The sequence below is a fragment of the Achromobacter sp. SIMBA_011 genome (genome assembly GCF_046535435.1).
Taxonomy (GTDB): Bacteria; Pseudomonadota; Gammaproteobacteria; order Burkholderiales; family Burkholderiaceae_B; genus Achromobacter; species Achromobacter dolens.
In genome coordinates, this window is sequence record NZ_JAWRWN010000002.1 from 412,234 (window position 1) to 426,012 (window position 13,779).

Here is a 13,779-nt window from a genome sequence, read left to right on the forward strand (position 1 = left end):
CACGTCGCTCTCTAGAATGGTTTGAGAATAATTCTCAGTAACCAGGAAAGAGGAACGGCGGTGCGATCAAGGTTCAGGAACAGGGCGGCACGGCCGCGCAAGGGCGCGGCGCGCCATTGGCCGGTGTGGCTGGCATTGACGGCGGCGGGGCCGGTGGCGGCGCAAGCGTCCGACGATGCCGCGACCTTGCCGGCGGTCACCGTCAGCGGCGAACGCGACGCGACCGCGCCGGCGCCCACGATGGGCAAGCTGCCCTTGACGGTACGCGAGACGCCGCAGTCGATCACCGTGATCGGCCAGGAACAGATGCGGCAGCAGAACCTGCAGAGCCTGGATGACGTCATGCTGCACGCCACCGGCATCACGGTGCAGCCGTACCAGTTGCTGACCACGGCCTACTATTCCCGCGGCTTCAAGGTCGATTCGTACGAGCAGGATGGGGTGCCGGTGCTGATGGGCAACATGGCCGCGTCGCCGCAGGACATGGCGGTGTACGAGCGCGTCGAGATCCTGCGCGGCGCCAACGGCCTGCTGCATGGCGCCGGCAATCCCGCCGCCACCGTCAACCTGGTGCGCAAGCGTCCGCAGCGCGAGTTCGCCTTCAGCGGCGCGGTCAGCGCTGGCAACTGGGACCGCTACCGCGCCGAGGCCGACCTGGGCGGCCCGCTCAACGCCAGCGGCAGCGTGCGCGGCCGTCTCGTCACGGCCTTTGAAGACCGCGGCTATTTCTACGACGTGGCGGACCAGAAGTCGGCGCTGTTCTACGGCATCGGCGAGGTCGACCTGGGCCCGGACACGGTACTGTCGGCCGGGCTGCAATACCAGCGCATCCGCTCCACCACCAACATGGCGGGCGTGCCACGCTACAAGGATGGCGGCGACATCGGCCTGAAGCGCTCGACCTACCTGGACGCGGCCTGGGACCGCTTCAACTGGAACACGACGCGCGTGTTCGCCGACCTGGAACACCGTTTCGGCCAGGGCTGGAGCGCCAAGCTCAGCGCCAACTACCTCACCGCCGACAGCAACCTGAAGTACGCCGGCGCCTATGGCGCGATCGACCGCCAGACTGGCCTGGGCTCGGCGCTGATGGGCGGCGCCTACAAATTCGACAACACCCAGGCCAGCGTCGATGCCTACGTCAGCGGCCCCGTGGAGCTGTTCGGCCGGCGCCACGAGCTGCTGGTCGGCGGCAATGCGCAGCGCACCACGACCGAGCAGTACACCGGCCAGCTGACGCCGGCGCTGCGCGTGCCGGTGAACGTGTTCGACTGGGATCCGCGCAGCGTGCCGGAGCCGGGCGTCGGCCCCTATACCTCGCCGGGCGAGACGCGCGCGCGCCAGCAGGGCGTCTACGGCATGGGCCGCTTCTCCCTGGCCGATCCACTGACGCTGGTGCTGGGCGGCCGCATGAGCTGGTGGAACCAGGACGCGCCCGGTTCGCGACAGCGCATCGACCCCGAATTCACGCCCTACGGCGGGCTGATCGTCGATCTGGACCGCCAGTGGTCGCTGTACGGCAGCTATGCCGAGGTGTTCCAGCCGCAGACCCAGCTCACGCGCGACGGCCAGGGGCTGGACCCGGTCACCGGCACCAACTACGAGGCCGGCATCAAGGGCGAACTGATGGACGGCGCGCTGAACGTATCGCTGGCCGCGTTCCAGATCCGCCAGAAGAACCGCGCGCAGCAGGATCCGGCCTGGCCCTGCGTCGGCCAGAACTGCTACTACGTGGCGGGCGGCGAGGTGCGCAGCCGCGGCTTCGAGGCCGAGGCCAGCGGCAACATCACGCCGTACTGGACGGTGGCCGCGGGCTACACCTTCAACACCAGCAAGTACCTGACCGACACGCAGGCGGGCGGCCAGCCCTTCGCCAGCTTCACGCCCAGGCACATCTTCCGGCTGTGGACGAACTATGCGCTGCCGACGATGCAGCGGCGCCTGAGCGTGGGCGGCGGCCTGCAGGTGCAGTCCGGCTACTCGACCGTGTCGGGCCCGGTCACGCTGCGCCAGGGCGGCTACGCGCTGGTGGACCTGCGCCTGGCCTACCGCGTCGACAAGCACCTGACCGCCGCGCTGAACGTCAACAACGTGTTCGACCGCGGCTACTACCAGAGCCTGTCGGGCACGGCCTGGAACAACCGCTACGGCGAGCCGCGCAACGTCATGCTGACCCTGCGCGCCGAGTACTGAGCGGTGTGCGATCGATGGACGGCGCGGGCGCGCCGTCCATCCGTTTTTTCAAGGAGAGACAACGTGGCTGCAATGACGCCCGTGCCAGTGTTCGACTGGCTCGATCATTTCATGGCGCTGGCTGGCGATGGCGGCATGCGCGACATCGGCAGGCTGCGGCGCCTGGCGCCGCACGAAGGCTGGCTGGTCGGCATCAAGGCCGCGGCCAGCGACGCCGACGTGCACGGCGATGTCTGGGAACGCCATCCCGCCGGCGAGGAAATGCTCTGTGTGCTGGAAGGCAGCGTGGTGCTCACGCTGATGGACGAGGCCGGCGCCGAGACCGATGTGCTGTTGGACGCCCGGCGCGGCGCCGTGGTGCCGCGCGGCATCTGGCACCGCCTGCGCGTGGCCTGTCCGGCCCGCATCCTGTTCGTCACGCCCGGGCAGGGCAGTGAACACCGCCGCGTGGGCGCGGCGACGCAAGCTTGAAGGAAATCGACGTGAAGCAAACCGCGAATGCGCGCCTGTTCGTCATGATCGGCGCGCTGTATTTCTCCCAGGGCATTCCGCTGGGCGTGGCCATGGAGGCATTGCCCACGCTGCTGCGGCGCGACGGCGCGCCCCTGCACGCGCTGGCCTGGCTGCCGCTGGTGGGGCTGCCCTGGGTGCTGAAGTTCCTGTGGGCGCCGCAGGTCGACAACCGCTGGCGCGCCGCGCTCGGCCGGCGCCGTAGCTGGATTCTTCCGATGCAGGCCGTGGTGCTGGCCTGCCTGGCGGCGGTGGCCATGACCGGCATCGCCGCCGCCAGCGCGCCCTGGGTGGTGGGCCTGATGGCCCTGGCCTCGCTGGCCAGCGCCACCCAGGACATCGCCACCGACGGCCTGACCGCCGAGCGCTTCGATGGCCAGGCGCTGGCGCGCGCCAACGCCGTGCAGGTCGGCGGCACCATGGTCGGCTTTTTCGCCGGCGGGCCGGGCTGCCTGGTGCTGGCGGGGTGGCTGGGGCAGGGCGTTGCGCTGACGCTGCTGGCGGCGGTGGTGGCCTTCAGCCTGCTGATGGCGCTGGGGTGGCGTGAAGCCGCCTTGCCCGCGCCCGCCGCCGCGCCGCGGCGCGCCACCCTGGCGGGCTTCGCGCGCCGGCCCGGCGCCTGGGCGCTGGTGCTGGCGGCGTTCCTGGCGGCCATGACGGCGGTGGCGGGCTATGGGCTGTCCAAGCTGTTCCTGGTGGACGCGGGCTGGCCGGTGGAGGCGGTGGGGCGACTCGGAATGGCGGGGGGCGCGGTGACCGTCTTGCTCGGCTGCGGCGGCGGCGCCTGGCTGGTGGGCCGCATGGGCGCACGCGGCGCGCTGGCCCTGGGGCTGGCGGCGTCGGGCGCGGCCGCCGCGGCCTGGCTGGCGCAGGCGCAGGGTTGGGCGGCGCAGCCCACGCCGACGGCCTATCTGGCCCAGGCGCTGGGTTCGTTCGGCGCGGGCGCGGCCTCGGTTGCGCTGATGACGCTGGCGATGCGCTTCGCCGCGCGCGGCACGCAGGCCGGCACCGACATGACGGCGGTGCAGAGCGCGCGCGACCTGGGCGAGATCCTGACCTCGTCGCTGATCACGGCGCTGGCGGCGCGGTTGGGCTATGCCGCCGGTTTCGGCGGCGGGCTGCTGGCGGCCGTTGCCACCCTGGCATTCGTGGCGTTGGCGCTGCGCCGCCGAGGGTGACATGGCGTTTCGGGCGGTTGCGGCTACACTTGTGCGCCGTTTTGCTTTCAAGCCCCCGAATTTCCATGATTTCCACCGCATGCGGCGTCGACTTCGGCACCTCCAACTCCACCGTCGGCTGGAGCCGCCCCGACCAGCGCGCGCTCCTGGCCCTCGAAGACGGCAAGACCACCTTGCCCTCGGCCATCTTCTTCCACGATGAAGACGCCGAGGTCAGTTACGGCCGCGCGGCCATCTCCGACTACCTGGCGGGCTACGACGGGCGCCTGATGCGCTCGATGAAAAGCCTGCTGGGCAGCTCGCTGATCGACGGCTCCACCGAGGTGCAGGGCCGCTCGATCCCGTTCCGCGTGCTGCTGACGCGCTTCATCGCCGAACTCAAGCGCCGCGCCGAAACCGCCGCCGGCCGCGACTTCACCCGCGCCGTGCTGGGCCGGCCGGTGTTCTTCGTCGACGACAACCCCGCCGCCGACCAGACCGCCCAGGACACGCTGGGCGAGATCGCGCGCAGCGTCGGCTTCACCGACATCGAATTCCAGTTCGAGCCGCTGGCGGCGGCCTTCGACTACGAGTCGCAGATCGACCGCGAGGAACTGGTGCTGGTCATCGACATCGGCGGGGGCACATCCGACTTCTCGCTGATCCGCCTGGGGCCGGGCCGCGCCGCCAAGCCGGACCGGCGCGACGACATCCTGGCCTACGGCGGCGTGCACATCGGCGGGGTGGACTTCGACAAGCAGCTCAGCCTGGCGCACGTCATGCCGCTGCTGGGGCTGGGCAGCCAGTTGCGCAGCGGCAAGGATGTGCCGTCCACGCAATACGGCAACCTGGCCTGCTGGCACACCATCAACCAGGCCTACACCCGCAAGGCGGCCGAACACTTCGCCTACATCCGCGCCGAAGCCGGCGACCGCGACAAGATCGACCTGTTGCTGAACCTGGTCAAGCAGCGCGCCGGCCACTGGGTGGCGGTGCAGGTGGAAGAGGCCAAGATCGCGCTGTCGGAAGGCCCGGCCGCGCGCATCGACCTGTCGCGCATCGCGCCCGAGCTGGGCGTGGACGTGACGCGGCCGTCGTTTGACGCCAGCGTGGCGCGGCTGATCGAGAAGATCGAACAGACCGTCGGCGTCCTGCTGCGCGACGCGGGCGTCGCCCCCGCCGACGTGGACACGGTGTTCTTCACCGGCGGTTCCAGCCGCGTGCCGCGCCTGCGCGATTGCGTCTCGGCGCTGGTGCCGCAGGCGCGCAGCGTCGAAGGCGACCTGTTCGGCAGCATCGGCGCCGGCCTGGCGCTGGACGCCCGTCGCAAGTTCGACTGATACACGGGGCGGCGAGCCTGCCGCCCCGAGATCCTCGGCGCTTGGTCCTGCGCGGGGGGCATGATGCCCGTCATTCCCATCACGCCCGTCAGCTCCATGACGCGGCCATGGCGGGCGCGATGGTAAGCTGCAAGCTCTTCGCGCCGGCCGCCTTGCGTGCCGGCGCTTGCACCTTCCCACGCCGCGCCATGACCGACAAGTCCGATTCCCATCTGTTCGAAGAACGCGTCTCCACCGAGGCCGCCTACGATGGCCGCTTCCTCAAGATCCGCAACGACACCGTGCGGCTGCCCAACGGCAACACCTCCACGCGCGAATACGTCGTGCATCCGGGCGCGGTGGTGGTGATCCCGTTGCTCGACGACGGCCGCGTGCTGCTCGAGCGCCAGTACCGCTATCCGATCGGCCGCGTCATGACCGAATTCCCCGCAGGCAAGCTCGATCCGGGTGAAGACCCGCTGGCCTGCGGCAAGCGCGAACTGCTCGAGGAAACCGGCTACACCGCCAGCCAGTGGGCCCGCGCCGGCGCGCTGCACCTGGCCATCGCCTATTCCACCGAGATCATCCACATCTACTTCGCGCGCGGCTTGCGCGCCGGCCCCCGGCAACTGGACCAGGACGAATTCCTCGACGTCTTCAGCGCCCTGCCCGAAGACCTGTACACGGCCTGCGCCAAGGGCGAAGTCACCGACGCCAAGACCCTGACCTGCACGCTGTGGCTGCAGAACGTGCTGTCCGGCGCCTGGCAACTGGACTGGCAGGACCAGCCCGCCTGAGCGGACAGCGGCCTTCCCGGGCCCGCCCTGAAGGCCGGCCCGCGCCGCCGCCCTTACTAGACGAACGATCCCGCCGACCATGCCTGCCTTTCCTGTCCTGGTGCACCCGTCCGGACTGCGTTTCGAGGCCGACGCCGATTCGACCCTGCTGGCGGCCGCGCAGGCCGCCGGCATCAAGCTGCCCAGTTCCTGCCGCAACGGCACCTGCCGCGCCTGCATGTGCCTGATGCTGGAAGGCGAGATCGCCTACCGCATCGAATGGCCGGGCCTGTCGCGCGACGAGAAGGAAGAAGGCTGGATCCTGCCCTGCGTGGCCCAGGCCCGGTCACCGCTGGAAATCCAGTCGTTGCAGGCCGCGCCTCTCGAACCGGCGCCGCCGGCGCCACCGCGGCCGCTGACGGGCGCGCGGCGCTAGGCCGCGGTCCAGCAACCTCCGCCCGCTTCCCGTTTCCCGCGGCTCGCTGCCCGCCGCCGGCTGCCAGCCGCCAGCCGCCAGCCGCCCGGCACGGCAACCCTCGGATGCGCGGTTGATACGAATCAGCATATAAACGCGATTTTTCGGCTAAATAATCGCTGCCAGGTCGCGCATACTGCCTCCATGGCGTCAGGCATTCAGCCACGCCGCTTTTTTTAAGGAGCACGACATGCTGGATTGGGTGAACTACCAAAAGGAACTGATGGGCCGCATCGGCGAACTGGGCGCGCTCACGCCCGACACGCTCAAGGGCTACCAGGCGCTGTCGGCCGCCGGCGCCAGGACCGCGCACCTGGATGCCAAGACGCGCGAATTGATCGCGCTGGCGGTGGCGGTCACGACCCGCTGCGACGGCTGCATCACGGTGCATTCGGCGCAGGCGCTCAAGCACGGCGCCACCCGCGAGGAAATCGGCGAGGCGCTGGGCGTGGCGGTGGCCTTGAACGCTGGCGCCGCGATGGTGTATTCGGCCCGTGTGCTGGACGCCGTCAGCGCGCATCAGCCGGGCTGACGGCCCGTGCGACTTTGCACGGTCGCACATCGCCGGCGCGCGCGGCCGGTCGTCGCACGGGCGGCCGCGCGCGCCGGCCATTCCCCGCGTGCGGCGTCAGTCGTGCCGGTGCATGGCCGACTGATGCTTGGTGTCGCGCATGGTCGCGTACACCAGCAGCGAGATGAAGATCACGCCCGCCAGGTAGTAGTAGAACCACTGCTCGTGGCCCTGCTGCTTGAACCACAGCGCGATGGCGGGCGCCGTGCCGCCGAAGATCGACACGGTGATGGCGTAGGGCACCGCCACGCCGGTGGCGCGGATATTGGTGGGGAACAGCTCGGCCTTCACCACGGCGTTGATCGAGGTGTAGCCGGCCGTGAAGATCCAGGCCGCGCAGATCAGCAGGAAGGCGATGAACGGCGAGCGGGTCTGCGACAGCGTCATCAGCAGCGGCACGGTAAGCAGCGCGCCGGCGATGCCGAAGAACACCAGCAGCGGCTTGCGCCCGATCCTGTCGGACAGCGCGCCATACAGCGGCTGCAGGATCAGCGCGAAGATCAGCGACGCGGCGATCACGTAGGTGGTGACGATGTCGGAGAACCCGGCGGTCTGCCGCACGAAGGTCTGCATGTAGGTGGTGAAGGTGTAGAACGCCGCCGTGCCGCCGGCCGTCAGGCCCACCACGATGGCGACCTCGCGCGGATAGCGCAGCAGGCCGCGCAGGGAACTGGTCTTGGGCTTGGTCTGGCTGGCCTGCCGGTAGGAGTCGGTTTCCGGCATGTCGCGCCGCATGACGGCGGTGATGATGGCCAGCATGGCGCCGATCACGAAGGGAATGCGCCAGCCCCATTGCACCAGTTGCTCGTGCGTCAGGAATACGTTCTGCAGCAACAGCAGCACCAGGATCGCGCAGAGCTGGCCGCCGATCAGCGTGACGTACTGGAAGCTGGAATAGAAGCCGCGATGATCGGGATCGGCGATCTCGGTGAGGTAGGTGGCGCTGGCGCCGTATTCGCCGCCCAGGCTCAGGCCCTCGATGACCCGCGCCAGTGCCAGCAGCGCCGGCGCCGCCAGGCCGATGGAGGCATAGGTGGGCGTGACCGCGATGATCAGCGATCCCATGCACATCATGCCCACCGAGACCATCAGCGACAATCGGCGCCCGTGCCGGTCGGCCAGGTGGCCGAACAGCCAGCCCCCCAGCGGCCGCACGATGAAGCCGGCGGCGAACAGCGTGGCGGCGTTCAACTGCTGCACGACGGGATCGTGCGAGGGGAAGAAGGCGGGGGCGAAGTACAGGGCGAAGGCGGTATAGGCGTAGAAGTCATACCATTCGACCAGGTTGCCCATGGAGCCGACGAAGATCGCCTTGATGCGGCGTTTGGCGTCGGGCATGTCGAGATACGCTTGGCTCATATCTGTCTTCCACGGAGACGGTTCCCGCCTATGGTGCGCCTGCTGGCGCCAAAATGCACCCCTGCGCCCGTCCGGGTTATTCGTTCAGCTTGGTGTCAATAATCGCCGGCGGGATACTCCGCGCCGCGTTGCGGTCCGGGCGCGTCTACTTGCGCGGCGGTTCGATCACCGTGCAGGCCGCCGCGCCGGCGGGCGCCTGGGCATCGTCGCCGAGCAAGGCGCGCGCGCCGCAGACCGAGCCGAACATCCCCTTGTTGTCGTGGCCGATGCCCGTCACTTCGAAGCCGGCGCGATGCAGTGTCACCGGCCGGCTGCCGCGCGCGGCGACGATGCGCTCGTACTGCAGGTAGGCGGTGCCGCGCGCCAGCCGCGTCGCCCCCTGGGCCTCGGCGCCGCAGGTCTTGTCCAGCAGGCGGTGCTCGGGGTTGTTGTCGGCGCCGCCCAGCAGGTAGGTCACGTCGCGCGCCGCGTAGCGGATGAACAGGCGCGTGTCGTCGGTTTCCTGCGCGTACGCGGGCAGCTTGTCGGTGCCGTACTTGTATTGGTTGTAGGTCGGGCAGATGCCGCGCTCGTAGGGCGCGTAGCCCTTGCCGTCGGGGCGCGGGCGTTCGCGGGTCAGATACAGGTACGACGAGGGGTTGGCGATCACGTAGCGCAGCGCGACGCCGTCGCGGCGCAACGGGCCGTCGATCTGGTTCAGCACGGCGTAGCGCTGCACCAGTTGGCCACCGCCGGAATGCCCGGCCAGCACGATGCCGGCCAGGATCGGCAGGCGCTTGCGATCGTCCAGGCTGCGCAGCAGGTCGTCAATCACCTGGAACGAGCTGACCGGCGCGGGCCGGCCGTTGGCCTGCACACTGTCCTCGCCGTCCTCCCAGCCGGCCTTGCGCCACGCGGCCATGCCGGCGAAGCCCGAGTCGATCGAACCGACAAAGCGCGGCGCCAGGATCAGCGTGTCGTTGGCCCGCGCCGGATTGGCGGCCAGCACCGTGGCGACCGTTTCGTAATAGGCGTCCGCGTTGCGCTTGACCCCATGGAACACGATCACGATCTGCTTGATATCGCGCAGGTCGCCGCGCGCCAGGTTCCGGTTAGCATAAACCGGTATCTTGTAGCGATGGCCGGGCTTGCCCAGTTCCAGCGTCTGCCAGCGCGGCACCACCACCCGCTTGGGAGCGGGCGCGGGTTCGTCGTAATCGTAGGGGTCGGGCAGCGGCGTCTGCGCGCGCGCCGCCAGGGGCAGCAGGGCCGCCAGGATCAGCGCCGCCACGCCCCGCGCCCGGCGCGAGCGCGGCACGCGCGTAGCCGGATGGGGCTGCGCGGCGCCGGGTGCGGCTGTGCGGCGCATGGCGCGGGCGGGCGTCAGCAGCCCTCGTGGCCCAGCAGTTGCTTGAGCGCGGGCTGGTCCAGGATGCGGACTTCGCGCTGGTTGATGCGGATCAGGCCGTCGCGCGCGAAGCGCGAGAACAGCCGGCTGACCGTCTCCAGGGTCAGGCCCAGGAAGTTGCCGATTTCCTCGCGGCTCATGCGCAGCACGAACTCGGTCGAGGAGTAGCCCAGCGACGCATAGCGCTGCGACAGGTTCAGCAGGAACGCGGCCAGGCGCTGTTCGGAACGCATCGATCCCAGCGACGCCAGCATCTGGTGCGAGCGCGTGATTTCGCGGCTCATCAGGCGGCGGAACTGCTGCTGCAGCGACGGCAGATGGGTGGCCACGCGGTCGACTTCGTTCAGGCGGATCACGCAGACTTCGGAGTCTTCCAGGGCCACGGCGGCCGAGACGTGCTTGCCATCGAGCATGCCGTCCATGCCGACGATCTCGCCGGGCAGGTGGAAACCGGTGATCTGGATCTGGCCGGTGGCGTCTTCGAGCTGCGTTTTCAGGCTGCCGAAGCGCACGCCGTAGACGGCGTCCAGGGGATGATCCAGCGAATACAGCGTCTTGCCCTTTTCGAGGCGCACGCGTTCTTTCACCAGTTCGTCCAGCTTTTCCACTTCGGCGGCTGCCATCCCGACCGGGACACACACGTGGCCCAACATACACGTGGAACAGTGGGCGGCATCAGGGGCAACGGGAACCCGTTTTTGCATACGATGACCTTTATAGTGCCTAGACCTGGCCGGTAGCCTGGACGGGCTTAAAAGCGTGAAGACAGGTACCCATTGTAGTCCGTTGTTACTACGGGTGTCTTACGCGGCATTTTGTAGCGCATTCCTACGGCTGCGATCGGGCCGGGCGGGCCCGCCGATAGGCGATCCAGTCGTCCCCCTCGATGTCCGCCGCGGCCCCGCGCCAGGCCGGGTCGATGGGGTAGTAGTCGCAGGCCACCGGCGCGGCGCCAGGCGCCAGCGGCCGGGCCAGCACCGGCCGGCGCACGAAGCAGCCGGGGCGGCCGGGGACGTATTCCTCGATCTCATCCATCAGGGCGAGCAGGGCCGGGTCGACCTCGTAGATATCGCCCAGCACCCGCCGGCCATCGGTCACCGGGAGCAATCCGGGCCAGTCGCCGAAATCCACCAGCATGCCGGGCACCGTGGCCGGGCCGACGTGGCGCGCCGGCGGCAGGCCGCGGCGCGCGGCGGCTTGCGCCAGGTCATTGATCTCGCCCGCGCGTAGCGTGCCGTAGACAAAAACGTTTATGCTCATGGGACAGATTGTTGCTGTACGCGGATGCGTTACCGACCAAATCCATGCGGCCGACGAGGTATTGAAATTCTCGCATCCGGCCGCATATTCAGGTCATCGAGCCCGCCGGCGCGTATCGGTCAGGCTCACCAACAAGCCACCAACGACCATTATGCGATTCGACAAACTGACCACCAAGTTCCAGCAAGCCCTGGCCGACGCTCAGAGTCTGGCCGCCCGCAACGATCACCCCTACATCGAGCCCGTCCACGTGCTGGCGGCGCTGCTGTCCGACCCGGACAGCGGGGCCGGCAGCCTGCTGGCGCGCGCCGGCGTGGCCGTCAACCGGCTGCAGCCGGCCCTGGACGCCGCGCTCAAGGCGCTGCCCCAGGTGCAGGGCGATGACAACGTCCAGGTCGGCCGCGACCTGCAGGGCGTGCTGACCCGCACCGACAAGGAAGCCGCGCGCCGCGGCGACACCTACATCGCCAGCGAACTGTTCCTGCTGGCCCTGGCCGACGACAAGGGCGAGGCCGGCCGCATCCTGCGCGACGCGGGCCTGCAGAAAAAGGCCCTGGAGGCCGCCATCGACGCCGTGCGCGGCGGCGAGAACGTCTCCGGCGCCGAAGGCGAATCCAACCGTGAGGCGCTGTCCAAGTACACCCTCGACCTGACCGAGCGCGCCCGCCAGGGCAAGCTCGACCCGGTCATCGGCCGCGACGACGAAATCCGCCGCACCATCCAGATTCTGCAGCGCCGCACCAAGAACAACCCGGTCCTGATCGGCGAGCCCGGCGTGGGCAAGACCGCCATCGTCGAAGGCCTGGCGCAGCGCATCGTCAACGACGAAGTGCCCGAGACCCTGCGCGGCAAGCGCGTGCTGTCGCTCGACCTGGCCGCGCTGCTGGCCGGCGCCAAGTTCCGCGGCGAATTCGAAGAGCGCCTGAAGGCCGTGCTCAAGGAACTGTCGCAGGACGACGGCAGCAACATCGTCTTCATCGACGAGCTGCACACCATGGTCGGCGCCGGCAAGGCCGAGGGCGCGATGGACGCCGGCAACATGCTCAAGCCGGCGCTGGCGCGCGGCGAGCTGCACTGCATCGGCGCCACCACGCTGGACGAATACCGCAAGTACATCGAAAAGGACGCCGCGCTCGAGCGCCGCTTCCAGAAGGTGCTGGTCGACGAACCCGATGTCGAGTCCACCATCGCCATCCTGCGCGGGTTGCAGGAGCGCTATGAGATCCACCACGGCGTCGAGATTACCGACCCGGCCATCGTGGCCGCGGCCGAGCTCTCGCACCGCTACATCACCGACCGCTTCCTGCCCGACAAGGCGATCGACCTGATCGACGAGGCCGGCGCCCGCATCCGCATGGAAATCGATTCCAAGCCGGAAGTGATGGACAAGCTCGACCGCCGCATCATCCAGCTCAAGATCGAGCGCGAGGCCGTCAAGAAGGAAACCGACGACGCCTCCAAGCGCCGCCTGGGCGTGATCGAGGACGAGCTCGAGAAGCTGCAACGCGAGTACAACGACTTCGAGGAAATCTGGAAGGCCGAGAAGGCCGCGGTGCAGGGCACCCAGGCCATCAAGGAAGAGATCGACAGCGTGCGCGCCGAAATGGCGGAGCTGCAACGCAAGGGCCAGTTCGACAAGCTGGCCGAGCTGCAGTACGGCAAGCTGCCCGACCTGGAAGCGCGCCTGAAGGCCGCCGAGGTGGGCGCCGCCGAGGCAGCCGAGGAGGCCGAGGGTGGCGAAGGCCGACCGCGCCTGTTGCGCACCCGTGTCGGCGCCGAGGAAATCGCCGAGGTCGTGTCGCGCGCCACCGGCATCCCGGTGTCCAAGATGATGCAGGGCGAACGCGAAAAGCTGCTGCACATGGAGGAATACCTGCACAAGCGCGTGGTTGGGCAGGACGAGGCCGTGCGCCTGGTGTCCGATGCCATCCGCCGTTCGCGCGCGGGCCTGGCGGATCCCTCGCGCCCGTACGGTTCGTTCCTGTTCCTGGGCCCCACAGGCGTGGGCAAGACCGAGCTGACGCGCGCGCTGGCCGAGTTCCTGTTCGACTCCGAAGAGCACATGATCCGCATCGACATGAGCGAATTCATGGAGAAGCACTCGGTGGCGCGGCTGATCGGCGCGCCGCCCGGATACGTGGGCTACGAAGAGGGCGGCTACCTGACCGAGGCCGTGCGCCGCAAGCCGTACAGCGTGGTGCTGCTCGATGAAGTCGAGAAGGCGCACCCGGACGTCTTCAACGTGCTGCTGCAGGTGCTGGACGACGGCCGCCTGACCGATGGCCAGGGCCGCACGGTGGACTTCCGCAACACCGTCATCGTGATGACGTCGAACCTCGGTTCGCAGCATATCCAGACGCTGGCCGGCCAGCCGTACGACGTGGTCAAGGAAGTGGTCTGGGGCGAACTCAAGCAGACGCTGCGGCCCGAGTTCCTGAATCGCATCGACGAAGTGGTGGTGTTCCACGCACTGGAAGCGCAGCACATCGAGTCCATCGCCCGCATCCAGTTGCGCCGCCTGGCCGAGCGCCTGGAAAAGCAGGAGATGCGGCTGGAAGTGACTGAGCCCGCGCTGGCCGAACTGGCCCGCGACGGTTTCGATCCGGTGTTCGGGGCGCGTCCGCTCAAGCGCACCATCCAGCAGCAGATCGAGAACCCGGTCGCCCGGCTGATCCTGGAAGGCCAGTTCGGTCCGCGCGACGTGGTGCCGGTGGATTGGCGCGACGGCAAGTTCGTGTTCACGCGCACGTTGCAGTAAGCCCGGTCGCCTCG

General features: G+C 69.0%; 12 protein-coding genes. 8 read left to right on the forward strand and 4 right to left on the reverse strand.

The genetic code is table 11. The features are described 5' to 3' along the window. The first annotated feature begins 60 nt into the window (after positions 1-60). From SB816_RS09150 to SB816_RS09180, 7 genes are all read left to right on the forward strand, one after another. Positions 61-2,193 carry a TonB-dependent siderophore receptor gene (locus tag SB816_RS09150; RefSeq protein ID WP_410546834.1) on the forward strand — a complete coding sequence of 711 codons (2,133 nt, stop codon included), beginning with the start codon at positions 61-63 and terminating at the stop codon, positions 2,191-2,193. Between the two features lie 72 nt (positions 2,194-2,265). After that, a complete protein-coding gene (locus SB816_RS09155) occupies positions 2,266-2,664 on the forward strand; it encodes a cupin domain-containing protein (protein ID WP_054415903.1) in 399 nt (132 codons plus the stop codon). A 44-nt stretch (positions 2,665-2,708) separates the two neighbouring features. Next, a complete protein-coding gene (locus SB816_RS09160; RefSeq protein ID WP_045953608.1) occupies positions 2,709-3,881 on the forward strand; it encodes a RhtX/FptX family siderophore transporter in 1,173 nt (390 codons plus the stop codon). A gap of 65 nt (positions 3,882-3,946) precedes the next feature. Continuing rightward, complete coding sequence (locus SB816_RS09165; protein WP_063587686.1) at positions 3,947-5,200, forward strand: Hsp70 family protein; 1,254 nt, start codon at positions 3,947-3,949, stop codon at positions 5,198-5,200. A 188-nt stretch (positions 5,201-5,388) separates the two neighbouring features. Further along, the gene (locus SB816_RS09170) at positions 5,389-5,976 is read left to right on the forward strand and encodes an NUDIX domain-containing protein (protein WP_269874680.1); all 588 of its coding nucleotides are present in this window, start codon (positions 5,389-5,391) and stop codon (positions 5,974-5,976) included. Between the two features lie 79 nt (positions 5,977-6,055). Continuing rightward, a complete protein-coding gene (locus SB816_RS09175; protein WP_054502038.1) occupies positions 6,056-6,391 on the forward strand; it encodes a 2Fe-2S iron-sulfur cluster-binding protein in 336 nt (111 codons plus the stop codon). A 229-nt stretch (positions 6,392-6,620) separates the two neighbouring features. Further along, positions 6,621-6,962, forward strand: coding sequence for a carboxymuconolactone decarboxylase family protein (locus tag SB816_RS09180; protein WP_054502039.1), 342 nt, complete (start codon positions 6,621-6,623; stop codon positions 6,960-6,962). 96 nt (positions 6,963-7,058) lie between these two features. Here the strand turns inward: SB816_RS09180 and SB816_RS09185 are convergent, their stop codons facing one another. The 4 genes from SB816_RS09185 to SB816_RS09200 all read right to left on the reverse strand — a co-directional run bounded on the left by SB816_RS09185 (position 7,059) and on the right by SB816_RS09200 (position 11,007). Further along, positions 7,059-8,360, reverse strand: a complete 1,302-nt coding sequence (locus SB816_RS09185) for an MFS transporter (protein ID WP_144654848.1) — start codon at positions 8,358-8,360, stop codon at positions 7,059-7,061. 145 nt (positions 8,361-8,505) lie between these two features. Beyond that, complete coding sequence (locus SB816_RS09190) at positions 8,506-9,708, reverse strand: hypothetical protein (protein WP_372412983.1); 1,203 nt, start codon at positions 9,706-9,708, stop codon at positions 8,506-8,508. 14 nt (positions 9,709-9,722) lie between these two features. Continuing rightward, positions 9,723-10,451 carry a helix-turn-helix domain-containing protein gene (locus SB816_RS09195; protein ID WP_049073054.1) on the reverse strand — a complete coding sequence of 243 codons (729 nt, stop codon included), beginning with the start codon at positions 10,449-10,451 and terminating at the stop codon, positions 9,723-9,725. Between the two features lie 124 nt (positions 10,452-10,575). Beyond that, positions 10,576-11,007: a gamma-glutamylcyclotransferase gene (locus SB816_RS09200; RefSeq protein ID WP_144654849.1), complete on the reverse strand. Its 432-nt coding sequence runs from the start codon at positions 11,005-11,007 to the stop codon at positions 10,576-10,578. A gap of 151 nt (positions 11,008-11,158) precedes the next feature. On the opposite strand from SB816_RS09200, the gene clpB reads away from it, so the two are divergent. After that, the gene (gene clpB, locus SB816_RS09205) at positions 11,159-13,765 is read left to right on the forward strand and encodes an ATP-dependent chaperone ClpB (protein WP_049073056.1); all 2,607 of its coding nucleotides are present in this window, start codon (positions 11,159-11,161) and stop codon (positions 13,763-13,765) included. Positions 13,766-13,779: the final 14 nt, after the last annotated feature.

Bases quoted from the DNA above. Each gene is read 5' to 3' on its own strand.
- SB816_RS09155 (WP_054415903.1), top strand. From the start codon at position 2,266: ATGACGCCCGTGCCAGTGTTCGACTGGCTCGATCATTTCATGGCGCTG.
- SB816_RS09160 (WP_045953608.1), top strand. From the start codon at position 2,709: ATGATCGGCGCGCTGTATTTCTCCCAGGGCATTCCGCTGGGCGTGGCC.
- SB816_RS09165 (WP_063587686.1), top strand. From the start codon at position 3,947: ATGATTTCCACCGCATGCGGCGTCGACTTCGGCACCTCCAACTCCACC.
- SB816_RS09170 (WP_269874680.1), top strand. From the start codon at position 5,389: ATGACCGACAAGTCCGATTCCCATCTGTTCGAAGAACGCGTCTCCACC.
- SB816_RS09175 (WP_054502038.1), top strand. From the start codon at position 6,056: ATGCCTGCCTTTCCTGTCCTGGTGCACCCGTCCGGACTGCGTTTCGAG.
- SB816_RS09180 (WP_054502039.1), top strand. From the start codon at position 6,621: ATGCTGGATTGGGTGAACTACCAAAAGGAACTGATGGGCCGCATCGGC.
- SB816_RS09185 (WP_144654848.1), bottom strand. From the start codon at position 8,360: ATGAGCCAAGCGTATCTCGACATGCCCGACGCCAAACGCCGCATCAAG.
- SB816_RS09190 (WP_372412983.1), bottom strand. From the start codon at position 9,708: ATGCGCCGCACAGCCGCACCCGGCGCCGCGCAGCCCCATCCGGCTACG.
- SB816_RS09195 (WP_049073054.1), bottom strand. From the start codon at position 10,451: ATGCAAAAACGGGTTCCCGTTGCCCCTGATGCCGCCCACTGTTCCACG.
- SB816_RS09200 (WP_144654849.1), bottom strand. From the start codon at position 11,007: ATGAGCATAAACGTTTTTGTCTACGGCACGCTACGCGCGGGCGAGATC.
- clpB (WP_049073056.1), top strand. From the start codon at position 11,159: ATGCGATTCGACAAACTGACCACCAAGTTCCAGCAAGCCCTGGCCGAC.